Genomic DNA, 19,434 nt, shown 5'->3' with positions numbered 1-19,434 from the left:
AAATCGGAAACCTTCTGGCAGCTTTCGGGGCTGCCCGTAAATCATGGGTGTTAACCCGAGACTTTGGCGCAACCTGGGTGCAACCTCGCGGCAAACGCCCCGCGACGTGTTGCGCAAACCGCTCCGAACGCGCGCAAAGCCCTTGTTTTACGGCACAATCGGCGTCCTGACTTTTGCCGCTCATTTAATTCGCCGTCCCCGCCATGAAGCTGCTGCTCATCGAAGACAATCCCACGCTGGCGCACTGGCTCGCGAAGATGCTGGAGCAGGAGGCGTTCGCGCTCGACGCCGTGCAGGACGGCGACGCCGCCGACCGCCTGCTGCGCACCAATCACTACGATGTGATCCTGCTCGACCTGAATCTGCCGAAGCTGTCGGGCAAGAACGTGCTGCGCCGTTTGCGGCAACGCGGTGATGCCACGCCGGTGCTGATCCTCACGGCGAGCGGTTCGATCGACGAAAAAGTGGAATTGCTCGGCGCCGGCGCGGACGACTACCTGGTCAAGCCTTTTGAAGTGCGAGAGCTGATTGCGCGGATCAAGGTCGCGATCCGGCGCCAGTCGCCGTCGAAATCGAGTGAGGTGCTGTGCGGCGATCTCGCGTTCGACATCGACACGCGCCAGTTCACGCTGAAAGGCGCGCCGCTGAACGTCACGCCGCGCGAGCGCTCGGTGCTCGAAACGCTGATCCTGCGTTTGGGCAAGACGGTGACGAAGCCCGCGTTAGTCGACGCGATTTTCACGCTCTCGGACGAACCGAGCGAAGACGCGGTCGAAATCTACATTTCGCGGCTGCGCAAAAAGCTCGACGGCAGTTCGGCCGCGATCGTCACGTTGCGTGGGCTGGGTTACCTGCTGCGCAAGAAAGAAGATGACCAATAGCCTGCGCATGCGCCTGCTGTGGTGGCTGCTGGTGCCGCTCGCGTTGTACGTGTTCGTCACCGGTAAGGCGGAGTACGACAACGCGCGGCGCACGGCGGATCTGGTGCAGGACAACCAGCTGATCTCGTCGGCGCGAATGATTGCCGGTGAAGTGGAATGGGTGGACGGATTTCTGCGCGTGGATGTGCCGCCCGCCGCGCTTGAAGTGTTTGTGTCGCCGTATCGTGACCAGGTGTTCTACAGCGTGCGCGTCGACGATGGCCGCCTGCTGGCGGGTACACCGGATTTTCCGCAGCGCGCGCCGCTCTCGCCCGACACGGCCGATCACTACAACGCCGAACTCCACGGTCAGCCCGTGCGCGCGGTCGGACTCGTGCGCCTGATGTACGACAATGGTGCGACGCGCCGCGTGCGGGTCACAGTGGGCAAGACAGTGCGCTCGCGCGACGCGATGGCGCAGCAATTGTGGCAGCCGCAGCTCGTGCGGCAGATCGAGATGATCGTATTGGCGGTCGCGCTGGTTTGCATCGGACTCACTTTCGAATTGCGGCCGCTGATGAAAGTGAAGGAAGACGTCGCCGACCGCGACCCCATGCAACTCGAGCCGATTCGCGTCGAGCGCCTGCATACCGAGTTGCGGCCTATCGTCGAAGCGATTAATCAATGTATCGCGCGCCTGGGCGTGCAGGTGGCCGCACAACGGCGTTTTATCGCCGACGCCGCGCACCAGTTGCGCACGCCACTGACGCTGCTGGGCACGCAGTTGCAGTTCGCGCGCCAGCAGGACGGCCTGAATCCCGCGCTCGATGAAGCGCTCGCCGCGATGCACCGCAGCAACCGTTCAATGGTCGGGCTCACTAACAAGCTGTTGTTGCTCGCGCAGGCCGAGGCCGCCGACAGCCAGCAACTGGCGGTGGAAACGGTGGATCTGGTGCCGCTGGCCATGGAAGTGGTCGAAGATCTGGCGCTGCTCGCGCAGGCCCGGGACATCGATCTCGGCGCGGAGCTGAACGGTCCTGCGCCGGTGGCAGGGCATCGCGGCCTGCTTCAGGCGTTGATCTCCAACCTCGCGGAGAACGCGATTCGCTATACCGGCAGTGGCGGCCACGTCACGGTCGCAGTCAGCGCCCACGCCGATCGGGTCGCCGTGTCGGTGCTGGACGACGGCCCTGGCATTCCGGCCGAGTCGCGCAATCGCGTGTTCGAACCGTTTTTCCGGGTGTCGGCAGACACGGAAGGAACGGGGCTGGGCCTCGCCATCGTGCGCGAAATCGCGGACGCGCATCACGGAGAGATCATCCTCAAGCCAGGCGAGTCCGGCAAGGGCGTGCACGTGAACGTCTCGTTTCCGCGTGCGGCCGCGGAAGGATCTCAGCCCGGTTAAATCAACCGCTTTGAATCGGGGGCTTCAAAGGGAGTCGGGACAAACCCTCGATCGGGACTAGAAACGCGTGGCGAAAGCTTCGGGAAGGATTCGCGCCCCTAGAATTTTTGGCAGGCAATCCACCAAACGCCTACCGCGCACGCGGAATATAACGGAGACATCCACAATGAACCCTGTTTTGACGCGCCTTTCGCGCGCCGTCCGTGCCGCTGCCGCGGCTTCGCTTTCGCTTTTTCTGATCGTCCAATCGACGGCGCCCGCGCAGGCCGCTGCGCCGGAGAAGGTCGTCATCATGGTGGGCGGGATTACCAAGCTCATCTATCTGCCCGCGCGTCTGACTGAACAGCTTGGTTACTTCAAGGCCGAAGGCCTCGACGTCGAACTGCTGTCGCAACCGGCGGGTGTCGATGCGGAGAACGAACTGCTCGCGGGCAGCGTGCAGGCGGTGGTGGGTTTCTACGATCATTCGATCGACCTGCAGGCCAAGGGCAAAGAAGTGAAGGCGATCGTGGTGTTCGGCCAGGTGCCCGGCGAAGTGGAGATGGTGGCGACGAAGCAGGCCGATACGATCAAAAGCATGGCTGACGTGAAGGGCAAAACGCTTGGCGTGACCGGGCTCGGCTCGTCGACCAATTTTCTGACGCAGTACCTGGCGAACCTCAAGGGTGTGCCGAGCTCGCAATACACGGTGCTGCCGGTCGGTGCGGACAACAGCTTTATCGCCGCCATCAAGCAGAGCCGCATCGACGCGGGCATGACCACTGAGCCGACGGTTTCGCAGTTGCTGAAGACCGGCGACGCCAAGGTGCTGGTGGATATGCGCACACTGGAAGGCACGCGCGCCGCACTCGGCGGCACGTATCCGGCTTCGAGCCTGTACGTGCAAAGCGCGTGGCTCGACACGCACCCGCAGGAAGCGGCCAAACTCGCGCGCGCCTTCGTGAAGACGCTGCAATATATGCATACGCACAGCGCTGAAGACATCGCCGCGCAAATGCCGAAAGACTATCTTGGCAGCGACAAGGCGCTCTATATCAGCGCATTGAAGGCTTCGCTGCCCATGTACACGGCCGACGGCAAGATGCCCGCCGACGGTCCGGAAACGGTGCTGAAAGTGCTCGCGGGCTTCAATCCTTCGGTAAAGGACCGGCACATCGATCTGTCGCGTACTTTCACCAATCAGTTTGTCAATGAAGTGAAGCCGTAAGATGGAGGCTGGTGCGTCATCGCGATGAGGTGCGCCGGCATCCGGAAGAGAGGAACAACGAATCGTGTTTTCAGGCAGTTTGCGCGGACGCTTGCTGTGGTGGCTTTTGCTGCCACTGGCGGCGTTCGTTTCCATTTCCGGCATGATTTCGTATCGCAACGCGCAGACCACGGCCGACCTGGTTCAGGACAACGCGTTGCTATCGTCGATGCGCATCATTGGCGAGGACATCGACTGGGATAACGGCAACGTGTCGATCCAGATTCCGCCGGCCGCACTGGAGTTGTTCGAGTCGCCGGAACAGGACAATGTGTACTATCGCGTCGAAGCGAGCGGCCACCGCCTGCTGGCCGGCAATCTCGAGTTGCCGGTGCCGCGCGGCGCGAGCGACGTCCCCATGCTTTACGCCACCCATCTTGACGACGGCCGTGCCGTGCGTGCGGCCGCTTATGTGCGCCAGCTCTACGACTCGGGCCGCACCGAAGAAGTCGTCGTGGTAGTCGCGAAAACGGAAGGTTCGCGCGATGCCATGGTGTGGCGCCTGTTGCGTCCGCAATTGTTCGGTGAAGTGCTTACGCTCGTGCTCGCCATGGTGTTCGTCTATCTCGGGCTGACCTTCGAATTGCGGCCGCTGATGAAGGTGAAAGACGACGTCGCCGATCGTAACGCGTCACAACTCGAACCGATACGCGTGGCGCGCCTGCATGTCGAATTGCGGCCGATCGTCGAAGCGATCAACCAGTGCATCGCACGCATGGGGCAGCAGGCCGCGACCCAGCGGCAATTCATCTCAGACGCGGCGCATCAGTTGCGCACGCCGCTCGCGCTGCTGGTTGCGCAGATCCAGTTCGCGCGGCAACGCGAGAATCGGGACGTGCCGCTCACCGAAGCGCTGGCCGGCATGCATAAAAGCAGCCGCAAGCTGACCACCTTGACCAACAAACTGTTGCTGCTCGCTCAGGCCGAGTCCGCAGCGCTATCCCATGCGCGCGAACGAGTCGATCTGAGCGCGTTGATCGCGGGCGTGCTGGAGGAGCTGATTGCATTTGCGCAGTCGCGTGAAATCGATCTGGGCGCGGAACTGGAAGACGGCCTGTACGTGACCGGAGACGAGGCATTGACCGCGGCGCTCGTGACTAATCTCGTCGACAACGCGCTGCGCTATACGCAACCCGGTGGCCGCGTCACCGTGCACACGCGGCGCGACAATGACAAGGCGATCGTACGTGTGATCGATAATGGTCCGGGTATCAAAGCCGAGGCGAGGACGCGCGTGTTCGAGCGTTTCTATCGCGCGTCGAGTCATGCCGACGGAACCGGTCTCGGTTTGCCGATCGTGCGCGAGATCGCCTACCGGCAAGGCGGCACGGTTACGCTCGAGCCGGGGGAGAATGGTGTCGGCCTGGTTGTCACTGTCGAGATGCGAATATGGTCGGCAGCGGTTTGATACGCTGCCACTTCAGGGGAAACCGATGAAACTGCTGCTGGTTGAAGACGACGCTGACCTCGCGCGCTGGGTGATGAACCTGATGCAGGTCGAGAATTTCGTGATTGACTGGGCGCAGGACGGCGAGCGGGCGGAGACGCTGCTCGGCTTGCAGTGCTACGACGCGGTGCTGCTCGATCTGCGGCTGCCGGGCATTGGCGGCAAGGACGTGCTGGCGCGTCTGCGCCGCAAACGCGACAACGTGCCCGTGCTGATGCTCACTGCCAACGGCTCGACCGACGACAAAGTGGCCTGCTTCTCGGCCGGCGCCGACGACTACGTCGTCAAACCCTTCGATGCACGTGAGCTGGTGGCGCGCATCAAGGCGTTGATCCGCCGCCAGGCGGCCGGCGACAAAGGCCAGTCGATCGACTGCGGCGATCTGCGTTACCTATTCGATTCCCGCGAATTCGTACTACAAAACGAGCCCTTGCCGTTACGGCGGCGCGAACACGCGATCCTCGAAACGTTGATGCTGAAGCAGGGTAAGACGGTCTCGAAGGCCACGCTGATGGACAAGGTCTTCACGCTCGACGACGAACCCAGCGCCGATGCCATCGACATCTACATTCACCGCCTGCGCAAGCACCTTGCGTGCTCCAGCGCGAAGATCATGACCTTGCGCGGGCTCGGCTACATTCTGCGCGAAGAAGTGTCGCGCGAAGCGTTTGCCGAGGCGTTGTAACACCGTGGCGCAGTTTTGAATCGCTCGCTCGACCATTGTCAACACCGTTGTGTTTAGTGTTTTCACCGACGTTTCCTGCACTTCCGCGAAAGAGGCGTGAAGGGTTGGTCTGACTATCCTTTGTTCTGCTACTCAAGCGGATATCAGATCATTTCAACGCAGCAGGATCGGAGGGGACGATGGTAAAAAAAAGCAGCTTGTTGCTGGTGGCGAGCACCGGTGCATTGGCGATGGGAAGCGCTCACGCGCAATCGAACGTACAGCTTTATGGCTTGATTGATCTGAGCGCGGTGTCTTATCAGACCAACGCGAACGCTGATGGCAAGCACGTGGTTTCAATGGGCATCAACGGCGAGCCGTGGTTCAGCGGCAGCCGTTTCGGTATGAAGGGTGCGGAAGACCTGGGTGGCGGCCTGAAGGCGATTTTCAAGTTGGAAGCCGAGTACCGCGTAAGCGACGGCGCGATGGAAGACCCGGGCCAGATATTCGACCGCGATGCATGGGTGGGCGTGGAGAGCGACACCTTTGGTAAGTTCACCGCCGGTTTCCAGAACACGGTTGCGCGTGACGCGGCTGCGATCTACGGCGACCCGTACACCAGTGCGCAGCTGACCACCGAAGAAGGCGGCTGGACCAACACCAACAACTTCAAGCAGCTGATTTTTTACGCGGGCAGCGCAACCGGCACCCGTTACGAGAATGGTCTCGTCTGGAAGAAGCTGTGGAATAACGGCATTTTCGCGTCGGCGGGTTATGCGTTCGGCAACAAGACGAGCTTCGGCAACAACGCCACGTATACCGCCGCCCTCGGTTACAACGGCGGTCCGTTTAACCTGTCGTCGTTCTACAACCACGTCAACAATAACGGCTTCACCAATAAGGCCTACTCGGTGGGCGGCAATTACACGTACAGCATCTTCCGCGTGAATGCCGGCTATTTCCACTACACCGGCGATCAGGGTGCGTTGGGCCAACGCCGCGACAATGCGTGGACCGTGTCGTTCAAGCTCGCGCCGAAGGGCCCGCTCGACTACGAACTCGGCTATCAGCAGATGCACACGACGAATGCCGCATTCGACACCAGCGGCAGCATTGCCAATGCCAACCTGAGTTTCGATCCGGATACGGGCACCGGCAGCGGCTACAAGGAAACCTTGTACGCCTCGATGTTCTATCACCTGTCCAAGCGCACCGAGCTCTATGTGGCCGGCGACTATATGAAGCTGCACCATGGCTACGTTGTGGCGACGACGTACGGCGCGAAGAATCAGTTGGAGTTGACGACGGGTATTCGCACGCGTTTCTAAGTGCCGGTTTGAAAGCTGGCGAGGTGGCGCGCGGCTAGATTGGGGCGCTGCTGAAGACTGGTGGTCATAACGCCGTGAGCATTGAGCATGCACACGGCGTTTTTTTTGTTTCACCAGCATGATCTCGCAGCTGGGCGGCGGCAAGACGGTTGAGGACGGTGCTTGTGCGGCGCTTGACCGATTGTCTGAATCGACATCCAATCTCCCGACAGAAAGATGCGTGCGTCATTCTGCCTATCGGCATCTTCCGTAAGGTCTTCATAAGGTTCCCCGTTGCATATTCGCCGCATGGAGTGAGCGCGAGCACGCTTGCTCGCCGCGTCGAATTAAACGCCTATTCATGGGAGAACCCGCTTGCTAGAGACCTCGACTTATCGTGTTGCTGAGATGCGCAACAAAGTGCCCGAGGCAACACTCGTTTTCTGGGCGATCAAGATCATGGCGACCACGGTCGGCGAAACCGGCGCGGACTATCTGGCCGTGCACGTTGGGCTCGGCACCGCCCTCACCGGCGGGATGATGCTCGCCTTGTTGATTACCGCATTGGTCGTGCAGCTTCGCATGCGCAAGTACGTGCCGTGGATTTACTGGCTGACGGTGGTACTGGTCAGCGTAGTCGGCACGCAGATTACGGATGCACTGACCGACAAGCTCGGCATCAGTCTTTATGTCAGCACGATTGTGTTCGCCCTCGCGCTGGCAGTGGTGTTCGCACTCTGGTATCGCAGCGAGCGCACGTTGTCGATTCACACCATCTACACGACGCGACGGGAGCTTTTCTACTGGGCTGCGGTGTTGTTCACATTCGCGCTGGGTACCGCGGCCGGCGATCTTGCGACAGAAGCGTTGGGGCTCGGCTTCATGATCGGCGTCGTGGCATTCAGCGCGCTGATCGCATTGGTGAGTGCTGTCTATTACGTCGGCGTGAATCCAGTGCTGACTTTCTGGCTTGCCTACATTCTGACGCGGCCGTTGGGCGCCTCATTTGGCGATCTGCTTTCACAGTCCCGTGCATACGGCGGTATTGGCCTCGGCACAATCAATACGAGCGTGCTATTCCTCGGTGCAATCGTCGTGCTGGTCATCTTCGCGAGTGCGGTCGAGCAACGGTCTCTGCGTGCTGCCACGGCACGTGAATCTTGAGCGTGCCTCGCTTGCGCAGCCGTACACGTAGTCCTTTCAATCCCATTTCGGATCAAACGGAGGAAACATTCATGACTCAGCGCACCCTCAGCAAAGCCGTCATCGCTTCGTTCATCGCTATCTCCGCTATCAGCTTCGGGCATCGCGAGGCGGGCAGGATTGGCTTTCCATCGGTAGAGGCGGCGGAACCCGTCAAGGCGTCGAAGCTCGGCGACCTGTCGCCGTTCCGCAAAATCGCGACCGATACCGCGGTATTGGTCGACAAGGGCGACCTCGCGGGCGGTAAGGCGCGCATCAAAGATCTGGAACTCGCATGGGACGACGCTGAGCCCTCTTTGAAGCCTCGCGCCGCAGCGGACTGGCACACCGTCGACAAAGCGATCGACCGTTCGCTGAGCGCGTTGCGCGCCAGCAGGCCGAATGCGGCGGAATGTAAGCAATCGCTCGCCGATCTACTTGCTGTGATGGATCGGATGAACGGCAAGGTCTGACACGCCGTCAGGCGAGGGCGAACACACAGAGAAGCGATCCATCGAAGAATGGATCGCTTCTAAATCGATATGGTATGCGAAACAATGATGGCTGCGGAGTCAGCAGATTGAAAGCTCGGGAGTGCACAGAGGCAGGCGCTCATTCACTTGATCCAGAACGCCCGATCTTTTCCATGTCATATACCGAAGATAGCAAGTCTGTTGCGGCGGAAAAGTTGCCGGCAGCCTGTGCCACTTTTCTTTTGTTTGCATCACCCAGAGTATCGCGTTGAGTATCTCGCGATCGCTGCGACGGGGTCGCCCGCGGCCAGACGAGACCACTGGAAAGAGGCTCTGGACGCGAGCCCAATCGGAATCGGTGAGAGGAATCTGAAGCATCGGCGGCCTTGAAAGACTGTGTGGGAAATGCGCAGTCGTTGCATGCTGCGTTCGTGCCGATACTAGTAAATCTTTTTTTCTCGGTCAAATTTTATTGTTGCAGTGCGGCACGTTAATTCGCCGCTTGTTGTATAGCGATCTTATTCGTAATGTATGTCGCAGTTTATCAGTGTGCAAGGAGTGACGTGTGGTAATCAATCCACTGCGCGCGACGTACCGTAACGTCGATTTGAAATGCTACGTAACATTCGCGATTCATACAATCGTATGACGACAGGTATTGCGCCTTGAGAGGTCCGATCGCATCTCCGTAGACCATTGCCCAGTGCGGTTTCTCGGTCATGGTCGCTGTTGCGTTGCGTAAAGAGCGTGCCGCTTGGCACGACATGTGCGTACGTTAGCCAGGTTAAAAATTTGCGCCTACGTCATGCTAACGCTCGATTATGAAAAGCCCGGATCGCTCGCAACTACGTTCGGCACGCGGACCGCTTGTGCTGAACAGACTGATTGGGTCGACTCGCGCGACGATCCTATGGCACTGAACGAACTCGAAGGCCGCGTCAGCGAAGGTCTGCGCGCGGGCGAATTTCATCTCGTGTTTCAAGGTGCCTACCGCGCGGCAAGCGGCGCGCTGGCGCGCCTCGAAGCGCAGGTCCGCTGGACACATCCTGACTACGGGCTGTTGCTCCCGGGCATTTTCATGATGCCGCTCGAGCACCCGCAGGTCGCGCTGGAGATGGCCTTGTTCGTCATCGACGGCGTGTGCCGTGAATTGCGCGACTGCCTCTCTTCGAAGATAACGCTGCTGCCGGTCTCGATCACGGTGCCGGCGCCGGTCGCCGTGCTCGAATCGTTCGCCGACGATCTGATACGCATCGCACGCTCGTATGGCGTGCCGGCCAACCTGCTTGAAATCGAAGTGCCCGAGAGCATCGACGCGGCACGTCTCCTGTCTCTGCGTACCCTGACTGCGGGCCTCCGGTCCGCGGGCGCCGGCATCTCGCTGGGCAAATGGGGTAATGGCGCGTCCTCCCTCGCACAACTCGGCGCACTCGACGTGGACACCGTTACGATGGCGCCGGAACTGATGGCCTCGGTTCCGCGTGATCCTCGTGCCTGCGTGGTGGTGTCGGCGTTACTGGATCTGCTCCGTGCGCTTGATGTCCAGGTCGTGGTGAACGGCGTGGAGACCAAAGCACAGTTGCAATGGCTGAGCTCATGGCCAGACGTGTTGGCGCAAGGCTTTATGTTCTCACGCCCGAAGGCTGGGTTGGCCAACGTCCTTACGCTACGCAACGCGCCGTGACGAAGCCCCAAGACGTTACGTAACGTCTTGGGCGCGATACCGTTGAGGCGAGCCTTCCGCTGCTCGCCGAAAATCATGCCTTTACGCCACTGAAGCCATTGCCTGTTTCCACCGGCAACTGATTACCGGTGGTCAAAAAAATCCAATCATCGTGGCGATGTCTTTTAATGGATGGTGCGCTGCAAAATACGTTCTCTGTCGTATTGGCGCGTAAACGCCTTATTCAAACATACGTGTGATTCTGGCGAATAGCCCATTCTTCGCGATCCATTCCGCGTAGGCGCGATATTCGGGATCGTTCATCAGATGCCGTTCTTCGGTTTTGGCGCGCAGGAAATACAGCAGGTTCACGGCCGCGAGTGCGGCGCAGTGCGTGATTGCTAGCCGCCATCCTAACGGTTCGATGAACGGCACCGCGATCATCCAGTACGAAAGATTCTTCGCGATATAGGCGGGATGCTTGGTGAAGCGGTAGGGACCGGAGGTGATGATGCCGCGATTGGTCAGGTTCGAAAACCGCAGGCCGAATGAGATCGTGGAGAGCGCGTAGCACAACAGCAACGCGACGATCACCGTGCCCCAAACCACGCGGATAACTGGGAATGAAATGAGCCAGTTGTCCCAGAACATCGAGCCTTCGTAATGAATGTACTGGTTCGAGATCAACGACCAGAACGGCTGATAACAGATCAGTGCGACCAGCCAGCCGAGCGTGGTCGGCTCGGCGCTGCGCACATGGCTGTCGAGTATGCGCAGCGTGCACAGGTAGCCGACCGTGCCGAACATCAGATCCATGGCGAACGAGAGGTCGTACATGAACCTGAACGTCGCAAGAGAAAAGGGTACGTCCAGCGCGGTGTTCAGTGAGGCAGTGAGATGGTCCGCGTTGGTCGAGAGATAAACGATCATCAGCGGAAGGAAGAATGCCTTCACCATCCAGCCGGCCAGCATTTCCCGAACGGGTCGCCAATTCGCGGGACGCTCGCCGCGAAACAGCAGACGTGCCCACAGCAGATACGCGTCGTCGACTTCGCGCTGATGCCGGTCCATCCACATAAAGTAGAACGGCGCCGCGACGATCACATAGGGCGCGAGCGTGTTGATCAGCGACCAGAACGGCTTGTAGAACGCCCCGTGATACTCGGGCAACAACCAGTAGAGCAGGCCGATGCCCGCATACACAGACACCAGTGCGGCGAGGCGCAAACCGACGCGCGCGACGCTCAGCGGCCGCACCGCGCTGCTGGCAAGACCCGCGCTCGGGCGCAGATAGACGCGCGCGACGAATAGTTCGTAGGCGGCGATGGTCGCGATGATCGCGAGACTGGCCGCGGTGCTGCGGGCCGCGCCGTCCAGCGTGGTGCTGTTGCGCAGCAGCCAGAGCGTGACAAGACCGGCGGTGATGCCGAGCAGACCGACCGAAAATGGCGTTGCCGAACGCGGACGCATGTCTTGCACGTGCGCTACGGTATCGAAGGTGGAATTCATGTCATCCTCGTATTCATGACATTGAAGGCGGCCGGGCTGTTGATTTTTTTGGCCCGGCCGCTGTGCCGAAGTACTGCTGATTCGCCTGCCTTATTTGCTGCCGGTAACCCCGCCAAGCAGGCCGCCGACAAGGTTCGTCACCGGCGCCAGCAAACTATTCGTGCCGGTCGAACCGCTGCTGCTGCCCGCACCGCCGGTCAGACCCGTCACTAGGCCCGTGACCGGTGCGAGCGGTGAGGTCTTGCCGCCCGCGCCGCCAACAGTCGAGGTCACCGTGCTGAGAAGACCCGTGACCGGCGCGAGCGGTGAGCCTTGGCCTGCTGCGCCGCCCAGCGTCGAAGTCAGCGTAGTGACAAGACCGGTGACCGGCGCAAGCGGACCGCCGGCGCCGGAGGTGCCGCCGAGCGAACCCAGATTACCGAGCAGTCCGGTGATCGGTGCGAGCGGGTTGCCGCTGGAGCCGCCCGTGCCGCCGAGTGAACCCAGGTTGCCGAGCAGTCCGGTGATTGGTGCGAGTGGGTTCCCGCTGCTGCCTGTGCCGCCGAGCGATCCGAGATTGCCGAGCAATCCGGTCAGCGGCGGGATGGTGATGGGACCGGTGCCCGTGCCGCCGAGGCCGCCGAGCGGCCCGAGCAGGCCCGTGATCGGACCGAGCGGATTGGTGGTCGCGCCGGTGAACAGTCCACCGGTGCTGGTGACGGTCTTGCCCAACTGACTGACCACTCCACCGATGTCTTTGCCCACCTGATCGCCGGTCGCGCCCGATACTTTCAGCCCGGCCGCGTCGAGTCCGTTGCCGATCGTGCTGAGCAGGCCGTTGAGCGGCGCACCCAAACCAGTGGCGTTGCCGATTGTTTGCGTCGTGTTCGAGACGGTGGTGGTGATCGGGTTGATCGCCGTGCTGAGTTGCGTCTCAAGTTGCTGGACCGGCCCGCTGGTGAGGACCTTGTTCAATCCCGAGCCCACGGCGATGACGCCGCTGCCCACGCCGCCAACGACACTGCCCAAAGTCGTCGTCACAGGCGCGAGCGGTGCAAGCGGCCCGCTGCCGAGGCTCGACACCACACCGCCAACTGCCTTGACGGCGGCGCCGGCGTCGGAGACGACACCCGACGTGGAGGTCAGGGTCGGTCCAAGCGGATTGGTCGAACTGCCCAGGGTGCCCAGACCAGCGGCGGTACCGTTGCCCAGGACCTTGACGCCGTTGCCGAGGTCGGTGATCGCGGTACCGAGATCGGCCGTCGTTGCGCCGTTGAGGCCCGGCACCGACGTGCCGGTGATCTTCGAGCCCGTATCGGCGACGGTCGTGCCGACGGCCGTGATGAGGTTGCCGCCTTGAGTAACGACGTTGCCGATCGGGGTGGAGGAGGTGCCTGACGTACCTGAAGTGCCTGACGTACCCGAAGTACCCGAAGTACCCGAAGTACCCGAAGTACCCGAAGTACCGGAGGTGCCCGAAGTACCCGAGGTGCCCGAGGTGCCCGAAGTACCCGACGTACCGGAGGTGCCCGAAGTACCCGACGTACCGGAGGTGCCCGAGGTGCCCGAAGTACCCGAAGTACCCGAAGTACCCGAAGTACCCGAAGTACCCGAAGTACCCGAAGTACCCGAAGTACCCGAAGTACCCGAAGTACCCGAAGTACCCGAAGTGCCCGAAGTGCCCGAAGTACCTGAGGTGCCCGAAGTGCCCGAAGTACCTGAGGTGCCTGAAGTACCCGACGAGGTGCCCGAGGTACCCGAGGTACCCGAAGTACCCGAGGTACCCGAAGTACCCGAAGTACCCGAAGTACCCGAAGTACCCGAAGTACCCGAAGTACCCGAGCTACCGCCGGACGTACCGGAAGTACCCGAACTACCGCCCGACGTCCCGGAAGTCCCCGAGCTACCGCCCGAAGTCCCAGACGTCCCGGAAGTCCCCGAGCTACCGCCCGAAGTCCCAGACGTCCCGGAAGTCCCTATGGCTCCGGAAGTCCCGGAAGTCCCACTGAGCCCGCCCCCACCAAGTCCGCTACCGGGGGTATTGAGACTGGATCCGCAACCGTAAAGCGCGAGTAATGTAGACGTCGCAACAGCGATGGCTGTCCGACCAGCGAAATTTTGCATGATGTCCCCGTTGAACGACTATTGGTGGGGTCAACGCTGCAAGTTGCACGCCAAATGCGAGTTATAGCGCCATCTCGATATTTCGACGCATATGTGTTTAAAAAAACTAAGACATTAAAAATTTATGGCGTCAAAAACGCCATTCTGCCGAAAATGGCTATGCCGTGTTCCGCGCGGGTGTTACGTAACGCGCGCTGTGGCAGTAACGGCGCGGAGCCGCCGCGAAACACCGCAGCGACCCGCACACTCACTCACGCCTCACGCTGATTAAAACGCAGCGGTATAGATCGCCAACGCGTCGGCCTCGGTAACGGGCCGGGGGTTATTCACCAGAAGCCGTGTTTGCAACATCGCGTCGCTCGCCATCCGTTCGAGCCCGCTACGTTCAATGCCGACATCGCGCAACCGGGCCGGAATGGCCGTCGCGGCGATCATCTGTTCGAGCCGCTCGATCAACGCCAGCGTTTTGCTTTCGGCGCTGCCCGCGATGCCCGGCACGATCACCTCCGCGAGCTCCGCGTACAGATGCGCCGCTGCCTCAGCATTGAACCGCAACACGTGCGGCAGCACGAGCGCATTCGAAAGACCGTGCGGGACGTGATAAATGCCGCCGATCGGATAGGCGAGCGCATGTACCGCGGCCACCGGCGAATTGGCGAACGCCTGGCCGGCGAATGCCGCGCCGAGCAGCATCGCTTCGCGCGCCGTGCGGTTCTGGCCGTTCTCGCACGCGGGCAATAGATTGCGCGACAGGAGTTCGAGCGCCTTCACCGCCAGCATGTCGGACACCGGGTTTTTCAGATGCGCGGATGTGTACGCCTCGATCGCATGAACCATTGCGTCGACGCCGGTTGCCGCCGTTGCGGCAGTAGGCAGCCCGAGCGTGAGTTCCGCGTCGAGAATCGCCAGATCGGCGACTAGTTGCGGCGCGACCACGCCCATCTTCTTCGCCTCGCCCACCGTCACGATCGACACGGCCGTGACTTCGGAGCCGGTGCCCGCGGTGGTGGGCATCTGCACGAGCGGCAAGCGCGACACCGTGACCTTGTTCACGCCGTACATCTCGCTGAGTGCCTGCTCCTGTTGCGGAGCGAGCACGGCGATCAGCTTCGCCACGTCCATCGACGAACCGCCGCCGAGTCCCAGCACAATCTCCGCACCGGCCTCGCGTGCCCACGACGTCGCTTCGAGCACGATGTGCTCGGGCGGATCGGCGATCACGTCGTCGATGACGGCGGCGGTCCAGCCGTGCGCCGCGAGATCGGCGAGCGCGGGATTCAGCAGCCCACTCTTATGAAGAAAACCATCCGTCACCACGCACAGTCGTGTGAGCGACGGAAATTGCGCGCGCAACAAAGCGCCGAGACGGCGCGCCGCGCCGAACTCGACGACCATGGTCGGCACGGTTTGAAACCGGAATGCGTTCATCATTGAGCGTCCCCAGACACCATGTGGCTCGTGACTTCGCGCCGGTCAAGCAGCGGAATGATCGTGCCGAAGCCGAGGCTTTGGAAGTGCGGCGTATCGCGATGCGCGGTGAGGCCATCGGCGTCGCTGTACTTCTCCAGAATCACGAAGTGGTCAGCGTCGAGCGGCGAGCGGAAGAATTCGTAGTAGAGATTCCCGGGTTCAGCGCGGGTCGCCGCAGCGAGTTCCGTGAGGGGCTTCACGATCGCATCGCCGTTGCCGGGTTTGGCGAAATAATGTGCGATCACCTGCAGGTAAGCATTAGCCATCGGCTACTCCAACAAGATGGGACCTTCAACGTTCAGGATCCAGATTCCACAATTCGCTGTCGCTGGTGGATACCGCGACGGCGCCGTTCTTCAACGCGTCGAACACGTCGCCCTTGTTGCAGACGAAGCCCGAGGTGACGATCGGCGGCAAAGCCTTGCGGTCTTGCGCGGCCAGATGCGAGAGCATTGGCGCAGGCATCAGTTGTACCAGATTCGGATCGCTTTGCTCCAGTGCCTTCATGCTGCGCGGCCAGGTCGAGCGGTCCGTCACGAACACTTTCTGCATCGTGACGAGACCGGCCCGATTGCCGCGCTGGATAGTGGCCACCCGGGTCGAGACGAGGCTGGTGACGCCAATGTCCGCCAGATACTCCACGCCGCCTTTGTCCTGCGAAAGCCCATCGCAGCTGTCGATATTGACGATGACATATTTGCCGGCCTTCGTCAGCGCCGCGACCACCGGGTGCAGTTTGCGCAATTCGACATTCGCGACGATCGAGATTTCAGCGGCGCTTTTCAGAAAGATGTCGATCTGCTCGATGCCGTACAGCGTCGCAATGACCGGGTGGCGCGTGAGGCGCGCCCCGAGTGACTTATCCATGTGATTACTGCTTCGCGTCTTGAGCTTGCTCGTCAGTCAGGCCAAGCTTGCCGGGATTGAGAATGTTCTTGGGGTCGAGCGTGCGCTTGACTGCCTGTAGAACCGGGAATGCGCTACCGAGCGATTCGCTCATATACGGCGCGCGCAACAGGCCGACGCCGTGATGGTGGCTCAACGCTGCATTGTATTTGATGAGCACGGCGTTGGCGGCATCCCATGCCGCGCGATACCACTTCGCGCGATGTTCGATCTCGACTTCGCCGCGCAGCGAGAAATACAGGCACGCGCCGTCCACATACGCATGCGACTGGTGCGCGGAACCGGCCAGCGTACCGGGCACTGCGTTGATTGCGGCCACCACGTCGGTGTAGATGCCGGGCAGGTCTTTCCACGGGCCGACCATTTCCAGCGTATCGGCGACAAAGCCTGGGCTGCGTTTGAATCCCTCCGCGCTCTTGCCGGTGAGGTAACGCGTGTCGAGCCACTTCTCGAAGATGACCTTGTCGTCCAGCTGCTCGCCGAGGTCCTTGCACACGCGCTCGCTAATCGTCAGCACGGCCTCGACCATTTCGCGCGGACCTTCGTCGGCAATCAGCAGCACATTCGATTCCGGCAGCCCGAATTGCACGCCGCTTTCGAGTTCATCGTAGAGACGCAAGGCCGCCGGATTCGCGCCTTGTTGCATGATCTGGCGGCAAGCTTCCAGGCCGATCGCAAAGGTCTTGAAGCCATACGCGATCGCACGGCCGTAATCCGGCAGGCGATGCAGCTTCAGACGCACACGCACGATCACGCCGAGCGTGCCTTCCGACCCGATGAAAAGCTGCTGCAGATCGGGACCGACGGCGGCGCGCGAATAGCCGCCCACGCTGATCAGGCTGCCGTCGGCGAGCACCACGTCCATGCCGAACACCATGTCTTCGATCTTGCCGTAGCGCGTCGAGAGTTGACCCGCGCCACGGCATGCCACCCATCCGCCGACCGTGCTGATCGCATACGAAGAGGGCCAGTGGCCCATCGTCATGCCGTAGTCGCGCTGAATGGTCTCTTCAAAGATGTCACCGAACATGCCGGCTTCGACTTCGACGATCTGGCTTTCTTTATCAAAGCCCACCAGGCGGTTCAGCTCGCACACATCCAGCACGATGCCGCCGCGCACGGGAAGCGCCGCGCCTGTCACGTTGCTGCGTCCCGCGGATACGGTCACCGGAATCGACGCTGCGTTGGCGATACGCATGACCGCCTGAATCTGCTCGACCTTCGAGACGCGCACGATCACGGCATGCGGCGTGGCCGGCTTGCCGGCGGTTTCCGTCACCATCGAGGCGGCCCACCAGTCGCGCGTCCATGCGACGACATCGGGCGCGAGCGTCAGGACTTCGTCGGCTACGGCGCGCAGCGCGTCGACCTGTTGTGCGCTAACCTTGACCGGATCGCGTTGCAGACCGGCCTCACCGGCCGTGTCCTTGATCGTGGCAGCGTAAGCCGGCGGAGTGTGCGCGCCGACGATATAGTTGCCGCGGTTATAGCCACGCTTGATTGCTTCTTTGCTGATCATTCGGTTTCTCCCATAAGAACAGATTTTTCGTGTTCGACGGCGGCGACGTAGTCGCCCACCTGCTTTGCGACGACCGCCTCGGACAAGCCGAGCTCCGTCTGTAAAATTTCGCCCACGCGCGCGGCGGCGCGTGCCGATGCATCTCGTGCCATCAGGCGTGCGCGGATGCGGCGCGACAGCACGTCATCCACGTTGCTCGCGAGTTCGTGTCTGACGGCGTAGAGCACTTCCGCTTCGGTGTACGGCAGGCCTTCGACGATCGGCTTCAGCAAGCTCGCATCGCTTTCGAGAATGTCGGTGACGAAACGCGCTTCCGTGCCGTAGCGTTCTCCTAATTGAGCGGACAAGCCACCCGACGCGACGATCGCTTGCGAGTCGTAGCCCGCCGCACCGAGCAGATACGCCGACTTCGTACGGCATTTCGCGCGTTTGCCGATCACCTTCTGCGCGGCGTCGATGGTCTGTTCGGCCATGTGCCGCGAGGTCGTGAGCTTTCCGCCAACGATCGTGACGAGCCCATCCGGCGCGGTATGAATCTCATGATTGCGCTTCATTTCCAGCGTCTTGCCGCCGGGCGGCCCGACCAGCGGCCGGCAACCGGCGATGCTGCCCACCACGTCTTCCGCTTGAAGATCGGTCTTCAAGGCCGAGCGCGCGCCTTCGATCAGGAAGTCGAGTTCCTGGCGCGTGCAACAGACGTCGTCGAGATCGCCGCGATAGTCTTCGTCGGTGGTGCCGAGATAAGACACGTTGCCCCAGCGCGTAATCGTCGCGCGGCGGCTGCGGCCCGGCACCGGAATCGTCACCGTGCAGTCGTTGCGAATCTTCAGCCACGGAATCGCGACGTGGACGCCTTTCGCGGGACGGATTTGCAAGGCAGCCGGGTCGTCTTTCTTGCGGCCGTTCCAGTCGCGCAACCAGACGCCAGTGGCCATGACCACCACGCCGCCGCGCACGCGAATCTCGCGCTCGTCCGCATGCACGATCACGCCGTCGACACTGCCGTGCCCGTCGCGCGTGATCTCGACGACCTTCGCGTGATTGACGACGGCCGCGCCATGAAACGCCGCCGTGCGCGCGAGATTCAACGTGAGGCGTGCATCGTCGACGCGCGCATCGAAATACATGAAGCCGCCGGTGAGATTCTCTTCGTTGAAGGTGGGGCAGTGCGACAGCACTTCCGCCTTGCTCAGCTTCTGATGCAGGATGCCTTCGCGCCAGCCGCCGGCAATGTCATACGTCCACAGCAGACTTTCGAAGGCTTTGGCGAGGCGCTTGTCGAACACGCCATCCTTCTCCATGACGGGAAACAGGAACGGCAAACGTTGCACCAGGTGCCGTGCGTTTCTGCGCAGACGTTGCCGTTCGAGCAACGAGTGACGCACCAGCCCAAGATTGCCCTGCTCGATATAGCGCAGGCCGCCGTGCACCATCTTCGACGACTTCGACGATGTGCCCGAGGCGAAATCGCTCTTTTCCAGCAGCGCCACACGATAGCCACGCAAGCTCGCGTCGAGTGCCGCGTATGCGCCGGTTACGCCGCCGCCCACGATCACGATGTCGAATGTTTCGCTGCCGAGCCGGTCGAGTTGCTCGTCGCGCACCATGCGCAAGGGCTCGGTGCCCGTCATCTCAGCGCGTTCTTTCGAAGCCTTTCTCGATGGAATAAACAACATGTGT

17 protein-coding genes are annotated in these 19,434 nt (G+C 61.4%); 9 read left to right on the top strand and 8 right to left on the bottom strand.

The window, feature by feature from the left end:
• The first annotated feature begins 203 nt into the window (after positions 1–203).
• The 8 genes from PQQ52_RS15295 to PQQ52_RS15260 all read left to right on the top strand — a co-directional run bounded on the left by PQQ52_RS15295 (position 204) and on the right by PQQ52_RS15260 (position 8,584).
• Positions 204–881, top strand: a complete 678-nt coding sequence (locus PQQ52_RS15295) for a response regulator (RefSeq protein ID WP_408212571.1) — start codon at positions 204–206, stop codon at positions 879–881.
• Positions 871–2,265: a sensor histidine kinase gene (locus tag PQQ52_RS15290; RefSeq protein ID WP_408212569.1), complete on the top strand. Its 1,395-nt coding sequence runs from the start codon at positions 871–873 to the stop codon at positions 2,263–2,265. The genes PQQ52_RS15295 and PQQ52_RS15290 overlap by 11 nt, the downstream gene beginning before the upstream one ends.
• 166 nt (positions 2,266–2,431) lie before the next feature.
• Entirely contained in the window at positions 2,432–3,472 is a 1,041-nt protein-coding gene (locus tag PQQ52_RS15285) for an ABC transporter substrate-binding protein (RefSeq protein WP_408212567.1), read from the top strand.
• Positions 3,473–3,536: 64 nt separating this feature from the next.
• A complete protein-coding gene (locus PQQ52_RS15280; RefSeq protein WP_408212564.1) occupies positions 3,537–4,919 on the top strand; it encodes a sensor histidine kinase in 1,383 nt (460 codons plus the stop codon).
• Between the two features lie 25 nt (positions 4,920–4,944).
• On the top strand, positions 4,945–5,643 hold the full coding sequence (locus PQQ52_RS15275; RefSeq protein ID WP_408212561.1) for a response regulator: 699 nt from the start codon (positions 4,945–4,947) through the stop codon (positions 5,641–5,643).
• A gap of 179 nt (positions 5,644–5,822) precedes the next feature.
• Entirely contained in the window at positions 5,823–6,950 is a 1,128-nt protein-coding gene (locus PQQ52_RS15270) for a porin (RefSeq protein ID WP_408212558.1), read from the top strand.
• 387 nt (positions 6,951–7,337) lie between these two features.
• On the top strand, positions 7,338–8,093 hold the full coding sequence (locus PQQ52_RS15265; RefSeq protein ID WP_408212824.1) for a COG4705 family protein: 756 nt from the start codon (positions 7,338–7,340) through the stop codon (positions 8,091–8,093).
• 71 nt (positions 8,094–8,164) lie between these two features.
• The gene (locus PQQ52_RS15260; protein ID WP_408212555.1) at positions 8,165–8,584 is read left to right on the top strand and encodes a histidine kinase; all 420 of its coding nucleotides are present in this window, start codon (positions 8,165–8,167) and stop codon (positions 8,582–8,584) included.
• 99 nt (positions 8,585–8,683) lie between these two features.
• Here the strand turns inward: PQQ52_RS15260 and PQQ52_RS15255 are convergent, their stop codons facing one another.
• On the bottom strand, positions 8,684–8,962 hold the full coding sequence (locus tag PQQ52_RS15255; protein ID WP_408212552.1) for a transposase: 279 nt from the start codon (positions 8,960–8,962) through the stop codon (positions 8,684–8,686).
• Positions 8,963–9,389: 427 nt separating this feature from the next.
• On the opposite strand from PQQ52_RS15255, the gene PQQ52_RS15250 reads away from it, so the two are divergent.
• The gene (locus PQQ52_RS15250; RefSeq protein WP_408212549.1) at positions 9,390–10,268 is read left to right on the top strand and encodes an EAL domain-containing protein; all 879 of its coding nucleotides are present in this window, start codon (positions 9,390–9,392) and stop codon (positions 10,266–10,268) included.
• Positions 10,269–10,487: 219 nt separating this feature from the next.
• Here the strand turns inward: PQQ52_RS15250 and PQQ52_RS15245 are convergent, their stop codons facing one another.
• From PQQ52_RS15245 to PQQ52_RS15215, 7 genes are all read right to left on the bottom strand, one after another.
• A complete protein-coding gene (locus PQQ52_RS15245; protein ID WP_408212546.1) occupies positions 10,488–11,756 on the bottom strand; it encodes an isoprenylcysteine carboxylmethyltransferase family protein in 1,269 nt (422 codons plus the stop codon).
• 90 nt (positions 11,757–11,846) lie between these two features.
• A complete protein-coding gene (locus PQQ52_RS15240; protein WP_408212543.1) occupies positions 11,847–13,859 on the bottom strand; it encodes a collagen-like triple helix repeat-containing protein in 2,013 nt (670 codons plus the stop codon).
• 267 nt (positions 13,860–14,126) lie between these two features.
• On the bottom strand, positions 14,127–15,287 hold the full coding sequence (locus PQQ52_RS15235; protein WP_408212821.1) for an iron-containing alcohol dehydrogenase: 1,161 nt from the start codon (positions 15,285–15,287) through the stop codon (positions 14,127–14,129).
• The gene (locus PQQ52_RS15230) at positions 15,287–15,595 is read right to left on the bottom strand and encodes a putative quinol monooxygenase (RefSeq protein ID WP_408212540.1); all 309 of its coding nucleotides are present in this window, start codon (positions 15,593–15,595) and stop codon (positions 15,287–15,289) included. Before PQQ52_RS15230 ends, PQQ52_RS15235 begins: the two co-directional genes overlap by 1 nt.
• Before the next feature lie 25 nt (positions 15,596–15,620).
• Complete coding sequence (locus PQQ52_RS15225) at positions 15,621–16,196, bottom strand: glycerol-3-phosphate responsive antiterminator (protein WP_408212537.1); 576 nt, start codon at positions 16,194–16,196, stop codon at positions 15,621–15,623.
• Positions 16,197–16,200: 4 nt separating this feature from the next.
• The gene (locus PQQ52_RS15220) at positions 16,201–17,754 is read right to left on the bottom strand and encodes an FAD-binding oxidoreductase (protein WP_408212534.1); all 1,554 of its coding nucleotides are present in this window, start codon (positions 17,752–17,754) and stop codon (positions 16,201–16,203) included.
• On the bottom strand, positions 17,751–19,430 hold the full coding sequence (locus tag PQQ52_RS15215) for a glycerol-3-phosphate dehydrogenase/oxidase (protein WP_408212531.1): 1,680 nt from the start codon (positions 19,428–19,430) through the stop codon (positions 17,751–17,753). Before PQQ52_RS15215 ends, PQQ52_RS15220 begins: the two co-directional genes overlap by 4 nt.
• Between the last annotated feature and the right edge of the window lie 4 nt (positions 19,431–19,434).

The sequence above is a fragment of the Paraburkholderia sediminicola genome (assembly GCF_046030555.1).
Lineage (GTDB): Bacteria > Pseudomonadota > Gammaproteobacteria > Burkholderiales > Burkholderiaceae > Paraburkholderia > Paraburkholderia sediminicola_E.
The sequence above is the reverse complement of the archived record's forward strand: the minus strand, read 5'-3'. Positions and strand labels throughout refer to the sequence as shown.